Origin of the sequence: Streptomyces sp. NBC_01390, from assembly GCF_045040105.1 — a bacterium.
GTDB lineage: Bacteria > Actinomycetota > Actinomycetes > Streptomycetales > Streptomycetaceae > Streptomyces.
Map to the genome: position 1 here is coordinate 7,947,443 of NZ_CP109551.1, position 12,878 is coordinate 7,960,320.

Below are 12,878 nucleotides of genomic sequence, written 5' to 3' on the forward strand. Positions count from 1 at the left end.
GGCAGAGGCCAGAACCCCCACAGCCATGGGCACGGCACGCGCGTGAGGCCCGTCCCTGCCGGGGCTGACGAGTGCGGGGGAGCCTCGATCGGCTGCGCCCGGCAGGGACGGGAGTCGGGTGGGTCAGCGCGGTGCGGCGCCTGGGCGAGCGAGGTGGGTCACGTCTGGCGCCAGGTCCGCCAGGGGCGGGTGATGATCTCCCGGTAGGTGTGGTGGGACGGGTTCTGGCCGCAGTGCCGGAGTACCCAGTCCTGCGGTTCGGCGAAGTCCTCGCTTGTCGGCGAGGTCTCTCCGTCCACGGCGCACTGCATCGCGTAATGGACCGGCTCCGCGTCCGGCTCGCGGTCGGGCTGGAGCGTCCAGGTCTCATAGCGCAGGATCGAGCGAGGGGTCACCGTCCCCACCTCCGGTTGGCCACGGCCACCTTCGCGCTCAACTCCTCCGTGGGAGTCGGCGTACGTACGTCCTCGGGCGGCACGTCCCACTCCCGGCCACCGCGCGGTGGCCGAAGCTGCACGTACGTCCCCACATGCCCCATCACCACGCCCACCTTGCCGCTTCGCCGGTCGACCACCAGGGTGCCAGCATCGGGCGAGACGGTGTGCCCGTCGGCATCAGGGGTGGGGGCCGTCACCGTGACCACCCCAGCGAGGCGGCGCGCGACCGGGCGTCCAGTCGCAGGGCGGGAACACGTGGGATGGCGCTCATTCGCACGGTGACGCTCCTCGGCGGCGTTGATGCGTGCCCCTGGGCCTGTTGGTGCCGCAGGGTCGGCACCGATCCTCACGCCGGTCACCGGGACGAAGGAACCTCCACCAAACCCCATTGCGGGACGTCCTGCACCGTGTAGAACGTCCCTAGTGCCGTCCTGAGACGAAGGGGGAGACTCGTGCCGAACGAGAGACTACGAGCCGTCATGGCGGCGGGAGGCTGGACGTACGCCGCACTCGCTCAGCAGGTCGAGGTCGACCCCAAGTCGATCGAGCGCTGGGTGAACCTCGGGCGTATCCCACGTCGTGCCACCGCCCTCCAGGCGGCCAAGGCCCTGGGAGAAGACGTGCACGCACTCTGGCCGGCGCTCCGCCAGGCCCGCCCCGCCCGCGCCATCAGCCCCGAACTGGTCGCGCTCTACGAACAGCGGGCCGACCTCCCCGTCTCGACGTTCACCGACCTGATGGCCCAAGCCCGGGAGCGGATCGACATCCTCGTCTACGCGGCCGTCTTCCTCCACGAGGCGTACCCGCGGCTGAACGAACTCCTCACCGAACGCGCCGCCGAAGGCTGCACCGTCCGCATCGCGATCGGGGACCCCGACAGCGACAACGTCCAAGCCCGCGGCCAGGAAGAGCGGTTCGGCCACGGCATCGAATCCCGCTGCCGCCTCGCGCTCATGCACTACAAGCCGCTCGCCGACACCCCCGGCATCGAAGTCCGCACCCACGAAACCACGCTCTACAACTCCCTCTACCGCGCCGACGACCAGCAACTCGTCAACGCACACGTCTGGGGCGTCAACGCCTACGCAGCCCCCGTGTGGCACCTTCGCCGACACCAGGAGAGCGGCATGTTCGACACCTACGCCGACAGCTTCGACGCCGTGTGGGCGACCGCAACCCCCGTACGAGAGGAAGACTGACCGTGGCCCGCACCGAGTACTACGACGACCCCAACGCGCCCAAGCCGAACAGCATGGTCGTCGCTGCCTCCGCCGTCGTCACCGACGACCACGGGCGCATCCTCCTCCAGCGCCGCCGCGACAACGACCTATGGGCCCTGCCCGGAGGCGGAATGGACCTCACCGACTCCCTGCCAGGCACAGCAGTCCGCGAGGTCAAAGAGGAGACCGGCCTAGACGTCGAGATCACCGGCCTGGTCGGCACCTACACCGACCCGAAACACATCATCGCCTACACCGACTGCGAGGTCCGCCGCCAGTTCAACGTCTGCTTCACCGCCCGCATCACCGGCGGCCGGCTGGAGATTTCCGACGAGTCCACCGAGCTCCGGTTCGTGCCGCCGGAAGAGATCGAGCAGCTGCCGATGCACCACACCCAACGACTCAGGCTCCAACACTTCCTGGAACAGCGCGAAAAGCCGTACCTGGGCTGAACCGTCTGACGGCAGTAGCGACGGCAACAGCCCCGCACAACCACGAACGCCCACGCACTTCACCGGACCAGCAAACTGCGCTTGACCTGCGAAAAAGCAGGTAGAGGGGTCCGCGTAGCACACGTACTATGTGCTGGCGGGCGAGACGCCGGTCTTGGTGCATAATTCCGGTGGCTCTGCCTGTGGTTTTCCGAATGTCGCCGATGGTGATTACCTCTGGCATGAAATAAACACTCCGCACGGGGTGGTTGGAATGGGCGGCAACGTGGAAGTAAATGGCACGCGTGTGACCATTTCCAACGTTGCTGTTTATGGAGAGGACGGTCTTGAGCGTGGAAGTCTTGGGGTGGGGCCAGTCCTTTCGGAGCTTCGAGGCAACATAGCTCCGTCTCTGGCAAGACAGGGATATGAGTCGCTTAGGATTGAGGGGGAGAGACTGAGTGGACCTGTCGGGCATAAGGTTGACTTCACCATCGACCTGACCAGGTATTCTGGAGGATCCAGGTGATCGGACAGGCGCAGTACGAGGCGACGCTGCAGGAGCTTCGACCCAAGCTGAGAGAGGGCATGGAAGTCGAAGCTGTGCTCGACTACCTAAAAGAGCGCGGATTCTCGCAAATCGCTTGCATTCGCGCAGTAGGTGATCTGGGTATTTGCTCGGCTGCCGAGGCTAAGCGATTGGTTCATTACAGCCGGGCATGGTCATCGACGCGGGAGCAGAATGAAGCCCTGCACGAGGGGCTTGCGGAAGAGCTGGGCAAGGAAATCTGAGTGCAGTAGGTGATGCTTGAAGCCCCGTCAGGTGTGTCCTGGCGGGGCTTCTGACGCGTTTGACGGCAACGCTGACGGCAACGTCAGCGGACGGCTGCTGCGGTGGGCGGCTCGTCGGTGCCCGTGCGGAGTGCGTCGCTCAGGGTGTCGATGGCCTGGCGTTGGAGGCGGAGTCGGACGTGGGCGTAGACGGTGGCGGTGACGCCGATGTGGGCGTGGCCGAGGAGTTCTTTGATGACGACGAGGTCGACGCCTTGTTCCAGGAGCAGGGTGGCGGTCGAGTGTCGGAGGTCGTGAAAGCGGATCGTCCGGAGTTCCGCGCTGTGGAGGAGGCGGCGGAAGCGGCGGGTGAGGTTGGTGGGGTCGAGCGGCTGGCCGTTCGGGGTGGTGAAGACGAGGCCGTTGTCTGTCGAGCCCGTTCCGGCGGCCTGGCGCTCTTCCTGCTGCTGTTCCTGGTGGATCTTGAGGGAGCTGAGGCATTCGGTGGGGAGGGCGATGCGGCGTTCGGAGGCGCGGGTCTTGGTGTTCAGGACGGTCAGCCCCTGGCGGCGGGTGCGCTGGAGGGAGCGGTGGATGGTGGCGGTGCCGCCGTCGAGGTCGAGGTCTTCCCAGTGGAGGCCGAGGAGTTCGCCTTTGCGGAGTCCGGTGCGCAGGGCTAGTTCGTACAGGGCGCGAAGCCGGTCACCGTTGGCCGCATGGAGAAGCTGCCGGGCTTCGGCGGCGGTGAGGGGCTGGAAACGCCTGGGGCGGGGCGTGGTCGTCTTGACGTTCCGGGCGACGTTGCGCGGCAGTTCGTCCTCGCGGACGGCATGTTCCAGGGCGGACTTGAGCACGGCGTGGACGTACGTCACGGTCAGCGGAGAGAGCCGCTTTCCGCAGCACTGGCCGATGGTGCAGCAGGACCGCCGGACGGAGTCCCGTTTCTGGGCGCAGCACTGGCAGGTGGTGCGGAGTCCGTCGAGGAAGGTGCGCACGTCGCGGGTGGTGAGCCGGGCGAGCTTCTTGGCACCGAGGCCGGGATTGATGTGGAGACGGATGGAGGCCGCGTAGCGGGTGTGGGTGTTCTCCCGCAGGTGGTGAACGGCGACGCCGTCCAGCCAGTACGTCAGATAGGCGCTCACGGTGCTGTCGGCTGCTGCGATGGGGAGACCGCGGTTGCTGGCGGCGATCTTCTCGGTGAGCTTGCTCATCGCGTCTTTACGGGTGGCGCCGTAGACACGGACGCGCCTGCGGGTGTTACCGGGCGCGAGGACGTATCCGGGAGCAATTGTCAATAGTTGTGGATCAGTTCGCTTCTTGACCATTCGTAGGACTGGTGGCCTCCAGCTGTTGGCGCAGACGCCTGATTTCGGCGACGAGGCGGGGGACGGTGCCGCGGGTGGCCGCGATGAAGTGCGCGTTCTCGTCCCATCGCTCATCGACGGCATCGACGTAGCGGGGTTGTTGGATGAGGGTCGCCGCCACGATTTCGCGGTGGTCGAAGCCCGGCCACCGCTCGCCGAGGCCGGTGTCGGGCACTGTGCTCACGGCGACAAGGCTCATGGCGTCGGCATCGTCGAGGCTGCGGACGAACCACGGGCCCGGAGTCGCGGCCCCTGCCAGCTCGTCGAGTTCGTCCAGTTCCTCGTCGGTGAGGGGATCCAGGGCGGTCATCAGGCCGCGACCTCGTTTCGCTCCACGAGCTGGCCATTCTCGAACCTCGCGCCCGCGCGGACCAGCGGGACCAGGTGTGCGCCGGTGATCGCCCGCCAGCGGGCCTGGGCGGACTCCACGAGCTTGAACACCATGGCGAGGGCCGCGGCTGGGCTGCCAGCGCCGCGAGTGACCTTGGTGCGGAGCTTGACCGTGGAGAACGTGGACTCGATCGGATTTGTGGTCCGCAGATGGATCCAGTGCTCGGCCGGGAAGTCGTAGAACGCCAGCAGTTCCTCCCGGTCGTCGAGGATCTTCGCGACGGCCTTGGGCCACTTCTGCCCGTAGGTCTTCGCGAACGCGTCGATTGCCTTCTCGGCGTGCGTGCGGTCCTCGGCGTTGTAGATCTCCTGCATCGCCTTCGTCGCGCCCGGCTGCGCGGACTTCGGCAGGGCGTTCGTGACATTTCGGGCCTTGTGAACCCAGCACCTCTGATGCCTGGCTGCGGGGAAGACCTCGGCCAGGGCCCGCCACAGCCCCATCGCGCCGTCACCGACCACCAGCTCCGGGTCGCGCATGCCGCGCCGGCGGCAATCGCGCAGCAGGTCGGCCCACGACTCCGTGGACTCACGCAGCCCCTCCGCGATCGCGATCAGCTCCTTCGTGCCGTCGACGCGCACCCCGAGCAGGACCAGGACGCATGAGTGCGCCTGCCCGAGCCGGACCTTGGGGTGCACCCCGTCAGCCCACACGTAGACGAAGTCCCGGTCGGACAGGTCACGGGCCTGGAAGGCGGCGTGGTCGTCGCCCCACTGCTTCGTCAGCCGGGTCACGGTGGCCGACGACAGTCCGGCGGCCGAGCCGAGGAACTGCTCCAGCGCCGGCACGAAGTCCCCAGAGGACAGTCCGTGCAGGTAGAGCAGCGGCAGCACCTCGCTGACCTTGGGCGACTTGCGGCACCACGGCGCAAGGATCTTCGACGAGAACCGCTTGCGCTCACCGGTGGCCTCGTCCACTCGACGGTCGTTCACCCGAGGCGCGGTGACCTCGACCGGCCCGGCTGCGGTGACCACGGTCCGGGGCCGGTGATGACCGTTGCGGACCACGAGCCGACGCCCCCGCTCGTCGGTCTCGGTCGTCAACTCGGCTATGTACTGGTTGACTTCGGCCTCCAAGGCGGCGGCCAGCATCCGGCGGGCGCCCTCGCGGACGATCTCGTCGATCAGGGAGCCGGTCTCGGTCGAGCCATCGGCGTTCACTACGCTGAGCACGGGCGTGCCTTCCCGACCCGCGCTGCGAACGCGGGCCTACTCGGTGACCATCAAAGGATCATTCGGGAAGGTACGCCCTTCGCACGCCCTCCCGGAACCGATCCACAAGTCCTGAGCATTGCTCTCCTACGGTTTGCCCGTACTGGACGACATGCTGAAGGAGTCCATCCTGGTGGACCTCGGCTACGTTGACGGCAAGGCTCTCGCCAAGGCGGGGAGGAACGCCGACTCCGCGTTGGTCGTCCCCGACCTGCTGTGCGACGTGCTCGCCCTGGAGGTCGGGCTGCGAAGCCTCATGTGACCAGCCCCAACACGGAAGCCGAGCACGTGGAAGCCACAAACCTCCTGTACCGCGATCTGGCACTTTACGACGTGGTCCAGTCCGACAGCATGAGCGCCGAGATGTGCCAGACCCTGACCGAGTTGCACAGGCCGGACGCCCAAACCCTGGTCGACTTCGGATGCGGTACCGGCCGGGACCTGGAGATCCTGGCCAAGCGCTTCGAGTGCATCGGCGTGGACCTCCAGCCCGGCATGGTCGACTACGCCCACAAGTCCCGGCCGGGACTGGACATCCGCACCGGCGATATGCGCACAGTGCGACTCGGCAAGCGCATGGACGTGGTGACCTGCATGGGCAACAGCCTCGCCTACGTGCACGACAACGAGGCGATCAGCCAGGTCTTCGCCACCTTCGCGGCACATGCCCAGCCAGGAGCGCTGCTCGTGCTGTGTTCCCCCGTCGCCCCAATCACCCGGAGCGAGCCGACCACTGCCACGGTGGCCACCCCGAGAGGACCCGCCACCGTCACCATCCGCCACACGTGGGACTTGCGGACCCAGATCAACACCATGCATCGGCACTGGTCGCTCCCCTCGGGCGACGAGGCGCGAGACGAGATCCGCAGGCGCGTCCTGTTCCCCCGCGAACTGGAACGCTACGCGGAGGGTGCTGGCTTCGATGTCCTGGACATGAGGGACGGCGCAGATGGAGGGCTCACCGGCCCAACCGCGTACACGGTGGCCCGACAAACTCCGCGGTGACCGGCGAGGCGAGAAATGGCACCAGTGCCAGCCGCCCGACTCCTGACGGCAGTAGCGACGGCAACACCCACGGATTCCCCCGCACAACCACGGACACCAGCGGAACCCGAAACCACCGCTGATCTGCGAATACGCAGATAGAGAGGGGCCGCGTAGCACACGTACTATGTGCTGGCAGGCGATACGCCGGTGCTAGTGCATAACAGTGGGCCGGGTTGTGGCGTTTTCCCCAATTCAATGCCACGAACGCTTGAGAGGGAGCTCGCCCAGGCGGACGGGTTGGGCGTTACGCCTTCTAGCGCTGGATCCGCCGGATTTGATTCTGCAGTCAGTTCCGGGACGGTCAAGTGGGCGGTTCGTGAGGATGGGAGTCTCGTGGTAATTCCGAAATTCGTCAATGGTCAAGAGATTTCGCATTCTGTTCTCACGCGAGGGGCGCCAGTCCGTGCGGCTGGTGAGGCCGATATTGCTGGATCGTCGGGAGACGGGTTCTTCGGGTTGGATATTAACAACCACAGTGGTCACTTCCTGCCATCGAGTGAGAGTCTGCAAGTCGGTAGGGCCGCATTTGCCGCGGTGGGAGTTCAATTCTGATGAACCGCCCCGATGATTTGGCGTCGCTCGACCTCCAGTCGCTCACTGAGCTTCTGGTTTCACGCACCCCGACGGTCTCTGAGCTGAGTAGCGGGCAGTGGCTCGGCGTCGTTGAGCTGATGACGATGCGCCTGACTGACGAGTGCGGCTCCCTGTCTGTCGATTCTTGGCGTACCTGCGCTTCGGCGCTCGAGTACGCTCTCGAAGCTGCCGTGACCTCGGGCGCGATTGATCGGCGTGAGAGTGTAATCCGCCGCCTGAATCTCGCCGTAGTCCTCCTGCAGCGGGTTCCACCGAACCCTGAAATTGAAATCCTGAATCCTTCTCATCTAATTTCCCTTCTGTTTCAGGAGCTTCCAATGTCGGTCGAGGAGGCTCGGGATATGTCGACTGATTGGCGCGCTCTCGACATTGTGCAGATTCGTCGTCTGAGGGCCGCCAAGAATCTTGTCTCACCTGCTCTGAGATTGGCGAAAATGATGTCCGGAGGAAATCTTGACGGGCGTCTGGAAGCGTGGGAGGAAGTATTTCCTTCGCTTCCATGAGTAGGTAGCTATGAAGCCCCATTCGAACGATGCTGGTGGGACTTCTAAGGGCTGTCCCGTAACTGCCATCGGCAGTCCACGCGACGGTCTACGGCTGGACGCACCGCGCCAACTCCCCGTACTTCATGCCGCTGGAGTAGAGGATCCCCTGGTGATTGCGACCCATGAACTTGATGCCCTGGGTGCGCCGCTCCACATGAGTCAACCGGATGATCTGAGTGCCCGTTTCCGTGGAGAGCTCCAGGAGGTCGCCGGGCTGGAGGTCCTCGGCGAGGACATCGATTGTCATGGCGGGGATGGTACGGCTTGATCACGAGTTTGATCGGCGAAAGATGACTCCGAGGCTGAGCAGGCACGGGCACAGTGGGATGATCTTGTTGTGGCTGGTGTGATCACGTCGTCGGAGCTGTCCTGGATAGCTCCGTTCACCGGGCTGATTCCGCGCCAGTTCTGGAAGCTGGTGACAGGTCTGCGGCGCGAGGGTGCAGACGCAGTCCGCAGGGGTCGGCCATGGAGCCTGCCGCTGGAGGACCGGGCGCTGCTGGTCGCGGCCTACTGGCGGACGAACCTGACCATGCGCCAACTGGCCCCGCTGTTCGGGGTTTCCAAGTCGGCGGCGGACCGGATCATCGATCATCTCGGGCCGATGCTCGCCCTCCAGCCCCGCAAGCGGTTCGCGAAGGACACCGTGCTCATCGTGGACGGCACCCTGGTGCCCACCCGCGATCACACCGTGGCCGAGCAGTCGAAGAACTACCGGTACTCCACCAACCACCAGGTCGTCGTCGACGCCGACACCCGTCTCGTCGTGGTGGTCGGCCGGCCCTTGCCCGGCAACCGCAACGACTGCAAGGCATGGGAGGAATCCGGCGCGAAGGCCGCCGTCGGCACCACGATGACCATCGCCGACGGAGGCTATCCGGGCACCGGGCTCGTAATGCCCCACCGGCGCCGCACGGGCGAGGAGTTGCCCGGGTGGAAGCAGGCCCACAACAAGTCCCACAAACAGGTCCGCGCCCGTGTCGAGCACGTTTTCGCCCGCATGAAGACCTGGAAGATCCTCCGCGACTGCCGCCTCAAAGGCGACGGTGTCCATCACGCCATGCTCGGCATCGCACGCATGCACAACCTCGCCCTCGCCGAATAGACCGCCCGCCGCACAGCAGCCCACCATGCCCGAAACCACTCATAGATCATTTACGGGACAACGCGTAGGTGTCTTGACGGCAATGTCAGCGGAGGGCGGCTCCGGCGAGGGGTGGTTCGTCGCCGCCGTCGGGATCGCCGATGATCTCGTCGGGTTCCGGAGGGGCGCAGCCGAGGAGGTCGATGCCGTCGTGGTGGAGACGGAGCTGGACGCGGGCGTAGAGGGTGGCGGTGACATCGACGCGGGCGGGGCCGAGGAGATCATTGATAGCGAGGAGGTCCGTGGCGAGGGCCGCAGAAGCGGATGCGCCCAAGGTCAGCAAGGCGGACCGGAAGAGAGCGGCGCCCCGTGCATCTCGACGCGAGTACATTGCGAGGTGTAAGCATCGCGATGGGGGTCAGTATGTCCGACACCGCCTCCGTTGCCCCGGACCGTATCGGGGCACGCATCCGAGAGTTCCGCGCCCTCCGTGACTACTCGCTCTCCGAGCTCGGTCGACGCGCGCACGTCTCAGCTCTGCCGTATCGAGAACGGGGAACGGGCCTTGAGCGAGTCCGTGCTCGCTGCTATCGCCCGTGCCCTCGCGGTGAGCGTCTCGGTCCTGCGTGGCCAGCCATACGTCCAGACGCTCCAGAAGGAACAACTGGACGCACTGCTCACACCGATCAGTACCGCGTTCGACGACTGGGACCTTCCCCCGGACGACGCTCCGCCGCCCCGCCCGCTCGATGCCATTGAAGACGACGTACGCCTCCTCCGTGCCCTCCGCGTAAAGGCACAGTTCACCGAGATCGCAGTGGATCTGCCGGGACTCGTCTCCGAACTGGCTCTGGCCACACAGCTCCATGTGGTCCCGGGATGCGATCGCGAGCGAGCCTACGCAGCACAGGCCGAGGTCTCTCGTACGGCGGCCATCGTGGCGTACCGGATCGGGTACATGGATCTCGCGCGGCTGGCCTTGTCCCGTATGGCGGTCGCGGCCCCGCAGTCGGGCGACCCTCGGCAGGTCGCCATCGAACGCTACGAGCGCGCGCAGATAGCGGCGGACAGTTCACGGCTGGACCGAGGCGTCTCCCTCATGCGGCATTCGCTGCGGGAGCTGGACGACGACGGTACGCGCGCCACCCGGGCCGTTCGCGGAACGCTCCAACTCCGGGCGGCGACGTTGTCAGCCCGAGGCGGAGACGCCAGCGGTGCGGCCGACTGGATGGGTGAAGCCGCGCAACTGGCCGAGGAGACCGGCGAGACCCGTGACTACACGCTCGCGTTCGGTCCGCTCAATGTCCACCTTCATGAGATCGCTGCTGCCGGCGATCAGAACAACTACGACGAGGCACTGGCAGTTGCCTCGGACGTCCGGTTGCCCCACGACTACCCGCCCACCCGCGCGGCGCACTTCTGGATCGACAAAGCCCGCGCCGAGACATGGACCGCCCAGAACGCCGAGGCCCTGACCTCACTCAACGCCGCCCGAGCGGCGTCGCCGCAGCTCACCCGGTACCACCACTCCGTGCATGAAACGGTGGCCACGCTCCTGCGCGCCAGGCAGCGGGCCAGTAGCGAGCTTCGTGACTACGCGCTGTGGTGTGGCGTATAACACTCTGCTCAACTTCCGTCAAGAACGGTGGCGTTGACACTTGGTCAACGCCACAGGGCTTTCCAATCGACACGATGTGTCACAGGAAGGACCCCGGCGACCGCGTCAACGGCCCCGGGGCGTGGCCCACCTGACGGAAGCAGGTCGACATGTCGAAAGCTACAACCCTCGAGCGGGAGTGCGAACCCGGGGTCCGGATGACAATCCACGTTTACACGGTGAGCACGGGAACCGGTGAGATCGTCGAGGACCGAGGCACTGTCAGAGTCCTGGGGAGCAACGAGCCGATCCCCCTGAGGATCGCGTTCCCGCCGTGTGCCTGCCGGCGTCACCGGAAGCAGGAGCCCGCGCTGTGAGCATTCGTGCCGCCGCCACGGACACCCCACCCTCGGCGGCGGAATGCACGGTCGCGCAACTGCCCGAGTACGCGGATCTGCACCGCGCCTGCCGTCAGACCGAGGACGTGCCCCTGCCCCAGAGGGGGGCGGGCTGTTGCTGATGCGCCGCTGCGGCTGCACCTGCCACGCCCAGCCCGGCGATGCGTCATGACGCCGCCGGGGCTGCATGTGTGCCGTCACTGCGACGGGCTGATCACCGACCCGGACGACGCGGTCGTGGTGGCGTACGTGCACGCCAACTCCGGGCCCGGCTGGGAAGTGTGGCCGCACAGCGCGCACGCGCAACTCGTACAGCCGGACCCGTACCTCCTCGCCCTGCTGGCCCGTATCCGGGGCCTCTGCGTCGGGAGCTCCGCCACTTGAAATCGTGATCCCTGATCCCTGATCCCTGGGCCCGGTGACCGACAGACAGTTCACGTCGGTCACCGGGCCCGTCCTCGGGTCGAGATCCGCCTACTGCGGAAACTCCGCCCGAACCCTCACCTCACTCGCAGCTCCCACCGTGATGCCACTCGCCCCCGCCGACCGAAGCAGTACGTTCGTGCCGCCGTACTGCCCCGAGATCAGCAGGTCCGCGTCGCCGTCCCGGTCGATGTCGCGCAGGCGGACGCCGAGGCCGAACATCTGGTACTGGCCAGGGTTGCCCGGTACGCCCGCCGTGGCCCGCGTGAACCACTTGGAACCCGCGCCGGTCAGACCGTTCCTGCTGCCGCGCAGGATGTGAACGCCACCGGCGTCCGCGACCGAGCCGACCTTCTCCGACACGGCGCTGACCGCGAGGTCCGGGTAGCCGTCGCGGTTCGTGTCGCCGGCGGAGAGGGAGTAGCCGAAGGCGTCGCCCTTCGTGGCGTCCGTGGCGACCCCCGAAGTCGCCTGCGTGAGGCGGGAGTACGTGCTCACCGGGCCAGTGGCGCTCCCGCGCAGGATGACGACCGAGCCCGCACTCTTGCTGTGCGGGACGTCGCTGACCGCGAGGTCGCCGTAGCCGTTCCTGTCGAAGTCGGCGATGACGCCCGTCGGGCCGTAGTCGGGCTGCGAGTTGTTGTACGTCGTGAGCCTGCCCGACGTGATCGTGGCGCCGCCGCGCAGGAACCAGGCGGCCTGGGTCATCCCGTCGTCGCCCCGGTAACCCTGGCCGAGGACGTACAGGTCCGTCGCGTTGTTCCTCGTCACCTTTCCGGCGACGAGCGCGGTGGTCTCGCCCAGGTCCCGGTGGTCGTGCTTGGTGACCCTGCCCGTCGTACCGGCCGGGCCGATGCCGCCACGGTAGATGTAGACCGTTCCGACCCCGTCGGCCACCGCCAGGTCGGGCTTGCCGTCGCCGTTGAAGTCACCGGTCGCGAGGGCGGTGCCGAAGCCGTAGTAGGAGTTGGCGGTGACGGGGATACGAGTCGCCTTGGCGCCCAGGCCTGCCCTGGCACCCCACATGATGGTGACCGCGCCCGCCGCCGTCTTGCCGCTCACCCTCTCGGACCGGTCGCCGATGACCAGGTCGGCGTACCCGTCCCGGTTGAGGTCGGCGTTCGCGAGGGAGCGGCCGAATCCGTCGCCGTACCCTCCGGCGTCCCCGGACGTGCCCGGGATGCCCGCGCTGTTCTGCGTGAACCTCTTACTCGTCGTGCCGGGACCGGTCGCGGTCCCGTAGGTCACGGTGACCGAGTCGCCGTCCCCGACCGCGTAGTCGCGGTAGCCGTCGCCGTTGTAGTCGTCGGCGTACCTGGCCTGGGTGGCCGCGGTCACGGAGCCTGGCGACATGCGGTGTGTTCCGAC

Annotated in this window: 18 protein-coding genes; 10 read left to right on the forward strand and 8 right to left on the reverse strand. The window is 66.7% G+C overall.

Annotated features, from left to right (window positions below):
• Positions 1-158: 158 nt before the first annotated feature.
• Both OG241_RS35775 and OG241_RS35780 read right to left on the reverse strand, forming a co-directional pair.
• Positions 159-404 carry a hypothetical protein gene (locus tag OG241_RS35775; RefSeq protein WP_405821335.1) on the reverse strand — a complete coding sequence of 82 codons (246 nt, stop codon included), beginning with the start codon at positions 402-404 and terminating at the stop codon, positions 159-161.
• A complete protein-coding gene (locus OG241_RS35780; RefSeq protein WP_405821336.1) occupies positions 392-643 on the reverse strand; it encodes a hypothetical protein in 252 nt (83 codons plus the stop codon). Before OG241_RS35780 ends, OG241_RS35775 begins: the two co-directional genes overlap by 13 nt.
• A gap of 273 nt (positions 644-916) precedes the next feature.
• Here OG241_RS35780 and OG241_RS35785 point away from each other — a divergent pair, with 273 nt between their 5' ends.
• The 3 genes from OG241_RS35785 (at position 917) to OG241_RS35795 (ending at position 2,880) form a co-directional block, all read left to right on the forward strand.
• Entirely contained in the window at positions 917-1,636 is a 720-nt protein-coding gene (locus tag OG241_RS35785) for an XRE family transcriptional regulator (RefSeq protein ID WP_405826610.1), read from the forward strand.
• 2 nt (positions 1,637-1,638) lie between these two features.
• On the forward strand, positions 1,639-2,109 hold the full coding sequence (locus OG241_RS35790) for an NUDIX hydrolase (RefSeq protein WP_405821338.1): 471 nt from the start codon (positions 1,639-1,641) through the stop codon (positions 2,107-2,109).
• A gap of 504 nt (positions 2,110-2,613) precedes the next feature.
• The gene (locus OG241_RS35795; RefSeq protein ID WP_405821340.1) at positions 2,614-2,880 is read left to right on the forward strand and encodes a hypothetical protein; all 267 of its coding nucleotides are present in this window, start codon (positions 2,614-2,616) and stop codon (positions 2,878-2,880) included.
• 83 nt (positions 2,881-2,963) lie between these two features.
• On the opposite strand, the gene OG241_RS35800 is transcribed toward OG241_RS35795, so the two are convergent.
• From OG241_RS35800 to OG241_RS35810, 3 genes are read right to left on the reverse strand one after another with little or no spacing between them, the layout of a single operon-like run.
• Positions 2,964-4,154 carry a tyrosine-type recombinase/integrase gene (locus OG241_RS35800; RefSeq protein ID WP_405821341.1) on the reverse strand — a complete coding sequence of 397 codons (1,191 nt, stop codon included), beginning with the start codon at positions 4,152-4,154 and terminating at the stop codon, positions 2,964-2,966.
• Between the two features lie 10 nt (positions 4,155-4,164).
• Entirely contained in the window at positions 4,165-4,533 is a 369-nt protein-coding gene (locus OG241_RS35805) for a hypothetical protein (RefSeq protein ID WP_405816476.1), read from the reverse strand.
• A complete protein-coding gene (locus tag OG241_RS35810; protein WP_405816475.1) occupies positions 4,533-5,783 on the reverse strand; it encodes an IS256 family transposase in 1,251 nt (416 codons plus the stop codon). Before OG241_RS35810 ends, OG241_RS35805 begins: the two co-directional genes overlap by 1 nt.
• A 151-nt stretch (positions 5,784-5,934) precedes the next feature.
• Between OG241_RS35810 and OG241_RS35815 the strand changes: the two genes are divergently transcribed.
• From OG241_RS35815 to OG241_RS35825, 3 genes are all read left to right on the forward strand, one after another.
• Complete coding sequence (locus OG241_RS35815) at positions 5,935-6,084, forward strand: hypothetical protein (RefSeq protein ID WP_405821343.1); 150 nt, start codon at positions 5,935-5,937, stop codon at positions 6,082-6,084.
• Entirely contained in the window at positions 6,081-6,827 is a 747-nt protein-coding gene (locus OG241_RS35820) for a class I SAM-dependent methyltransferase (protein WP_405821345.1), read from the forward strand. The genes OG241_RS35815 and OG241_RS35820 overlap by 4 nt, the downstream gene beginning before the upstream one ends.
• Before the next feature lie 593 nt (positions 6,828-7,420).
• Positions 7,421-7,966, forward strand: a complete 546-nt coding sequence (locus OG241_RS35825; protein WP_405821346.1) for a hypothetical protein — start codon at positions 7,421-7,423, stop codon at positions 7,964-7,966.
• Between the two features lie 88 nt (positions 7,967-8,054).
• Here OG241_RS35825 and OG241_RS35830 read toward each other — a convergent pair whose 3' ends face one another.
• Entirely contained in the window at positions 8,055-8,255 is a 201-nt protein-coding gene (locus tag OG241_RS35830) for a hypothetical protein (protein ID WP_405821348.1), read from the reverse strand.
• A 90-nt stretch (positions 8,256-8,345) separates the two neighbouring features.
• On the opposite strand from OG241_RS35830, the gene OG241_RS35835 reads away from it, so the two are divergent.
• Positions 8,346-9,113 (forward strand): transposase, encoded by a 768-nt coding sequence (locus OG241_RS35835; protein ID WP_405821350.1) that lies wholly within the window; start codon positions 8,346-8,348, stop codon positions 9,111-9,113.
• A gap of 85 nt (positions 9,114-9,198) precedes the next feature.
• Here the strand turns inward: OG241_RS35835 and OG241_RS35840 are convergent, their stop codons facing one another.
• On the reverse strand, positions 9,199-9,426 hold the full coding sequence (locus OG241_RS35840; protein ID WP_405821352.1) for a hypothetical protein: 228 nt from the start codon (positions 9,424-9,426) through the stop codon (positions 9,199-9,201).
• A 231-nt stretch (positions 9,427-9,657) separates the two neighbouring features.
• Between OG241_RS35840 and OG241_RS35845 the strand changes: the two genes are divergently transcribed.
• The 3 genes from OG241_RS35845 (at position 9,658) to OG241_RS35855 (ending at position 11,471) form a co-directional block, all read left to right on the forward strand.
• On the forward strand, positions 9,658-10,710 hold the full coding sequence (locus OG241_RS35845; RefSeq protein WP_405821354.1) for a DNA-binding protein: 1,053 nt from the start codon (positions 9,658-9,660) through the stop codon (positions 10,708-10,710).
• Between the two features lie 352 nt (positions 10,711-11,062).
• Positions 11,063-11,209, forward strand: coding sequence for a hypothetical protein (locus tag OG241_RS35850; protein ID WP_405821356.1), 147 nt, complete (start codon positions 11,063-11,065; stop codon positions 11,207-11,209).
• Positions 11,210-11,255: 46 nt separating this feature from the next.
• Positions 11,256-11,471: a hypothetical protein gene (locus OG241_RS35855; RefSeq protein WP_405821357.1), complete on the forward strand. Its 216-nt coding sequence runs from the start codon at positions 11,256-11,258 to the stop codon at positions 11,469-11,471.
• A gap of 90 nt (positions 11,472-11,561) precedes the next feature.
• Here OG241_RS35855 and OG241_RS35860 read toward each other — a convergent pair whose 3' ends face one another.
• Positions 11,562-12,863: an FG-GAP and VCBS repeat-containing protein gene (locus OG241_RS35860; protein WP_405821359.1), complete on the reverse strand. Its 1,302-nt coding sequence runs from the start codon at positions 12,861-12,863 to the stop codon at positions 11,562-11,564.
• Between the last annotated feature and the right edge of the window lie 15 nt (positions 12,864-12,878).

What these genes read in the sequence shown, in the direction of transcription:
- OG241_RS35785 (WP_405826610.1), top strand. Translation starts at nt 917, where the DNA reads ATGGCGGCGGGAGGCTGGACGTACGCCGCACTCGCTCAGCAGGTCGAG.
- OG241_RS35825 (WP_405821346.1), top strand. Translation starts at nt 7,421, where the DNA reads ATGAACCGCCCCGATGATTTGGCGTCGCTCGACCTCCAGTCGCTCACT.
- OG241_RS35815 (WP_405821343.1), top strand. Translation starts at nt 5,935, where the DNA reads ATGCTGAAGGAGTCCATCCTGGTGGACCTCGGCTACGTTGACGGCAAG.
- OG241_RS35805 (WP_405816476.1), bottom strand. Translation starts at nt 4,533, where the DNA reads ATGACCGCCCTGGATCCCCTCACCGACGAGGAACTGGACGAACTCGAC.
- OG241_RS35860 (WP_405821359.1), bottom strand. Translation starts at nt 12,863, where the DNA reads ATGTCGCCAGGCTCCGTGACCGCGGCCACCCAGGCCAGGTACGCCGAC.
- OG241_RS35830 (WP_405821348.1), bottom strand. Translation starts at nt 8,255, where the DNA reads ATGACAATCGATGTCCTCGCCGAGGACCTCCAGCCCGGCGACCTCCTG.
- OG241_RS35855 (WP_405821357.1), top strand. Translation starts at nt 11,256, where the DNA reads ATGACGCCGCCGGGGCTGCATGTGTGCCGTCACTGCGACGGGCTGATC.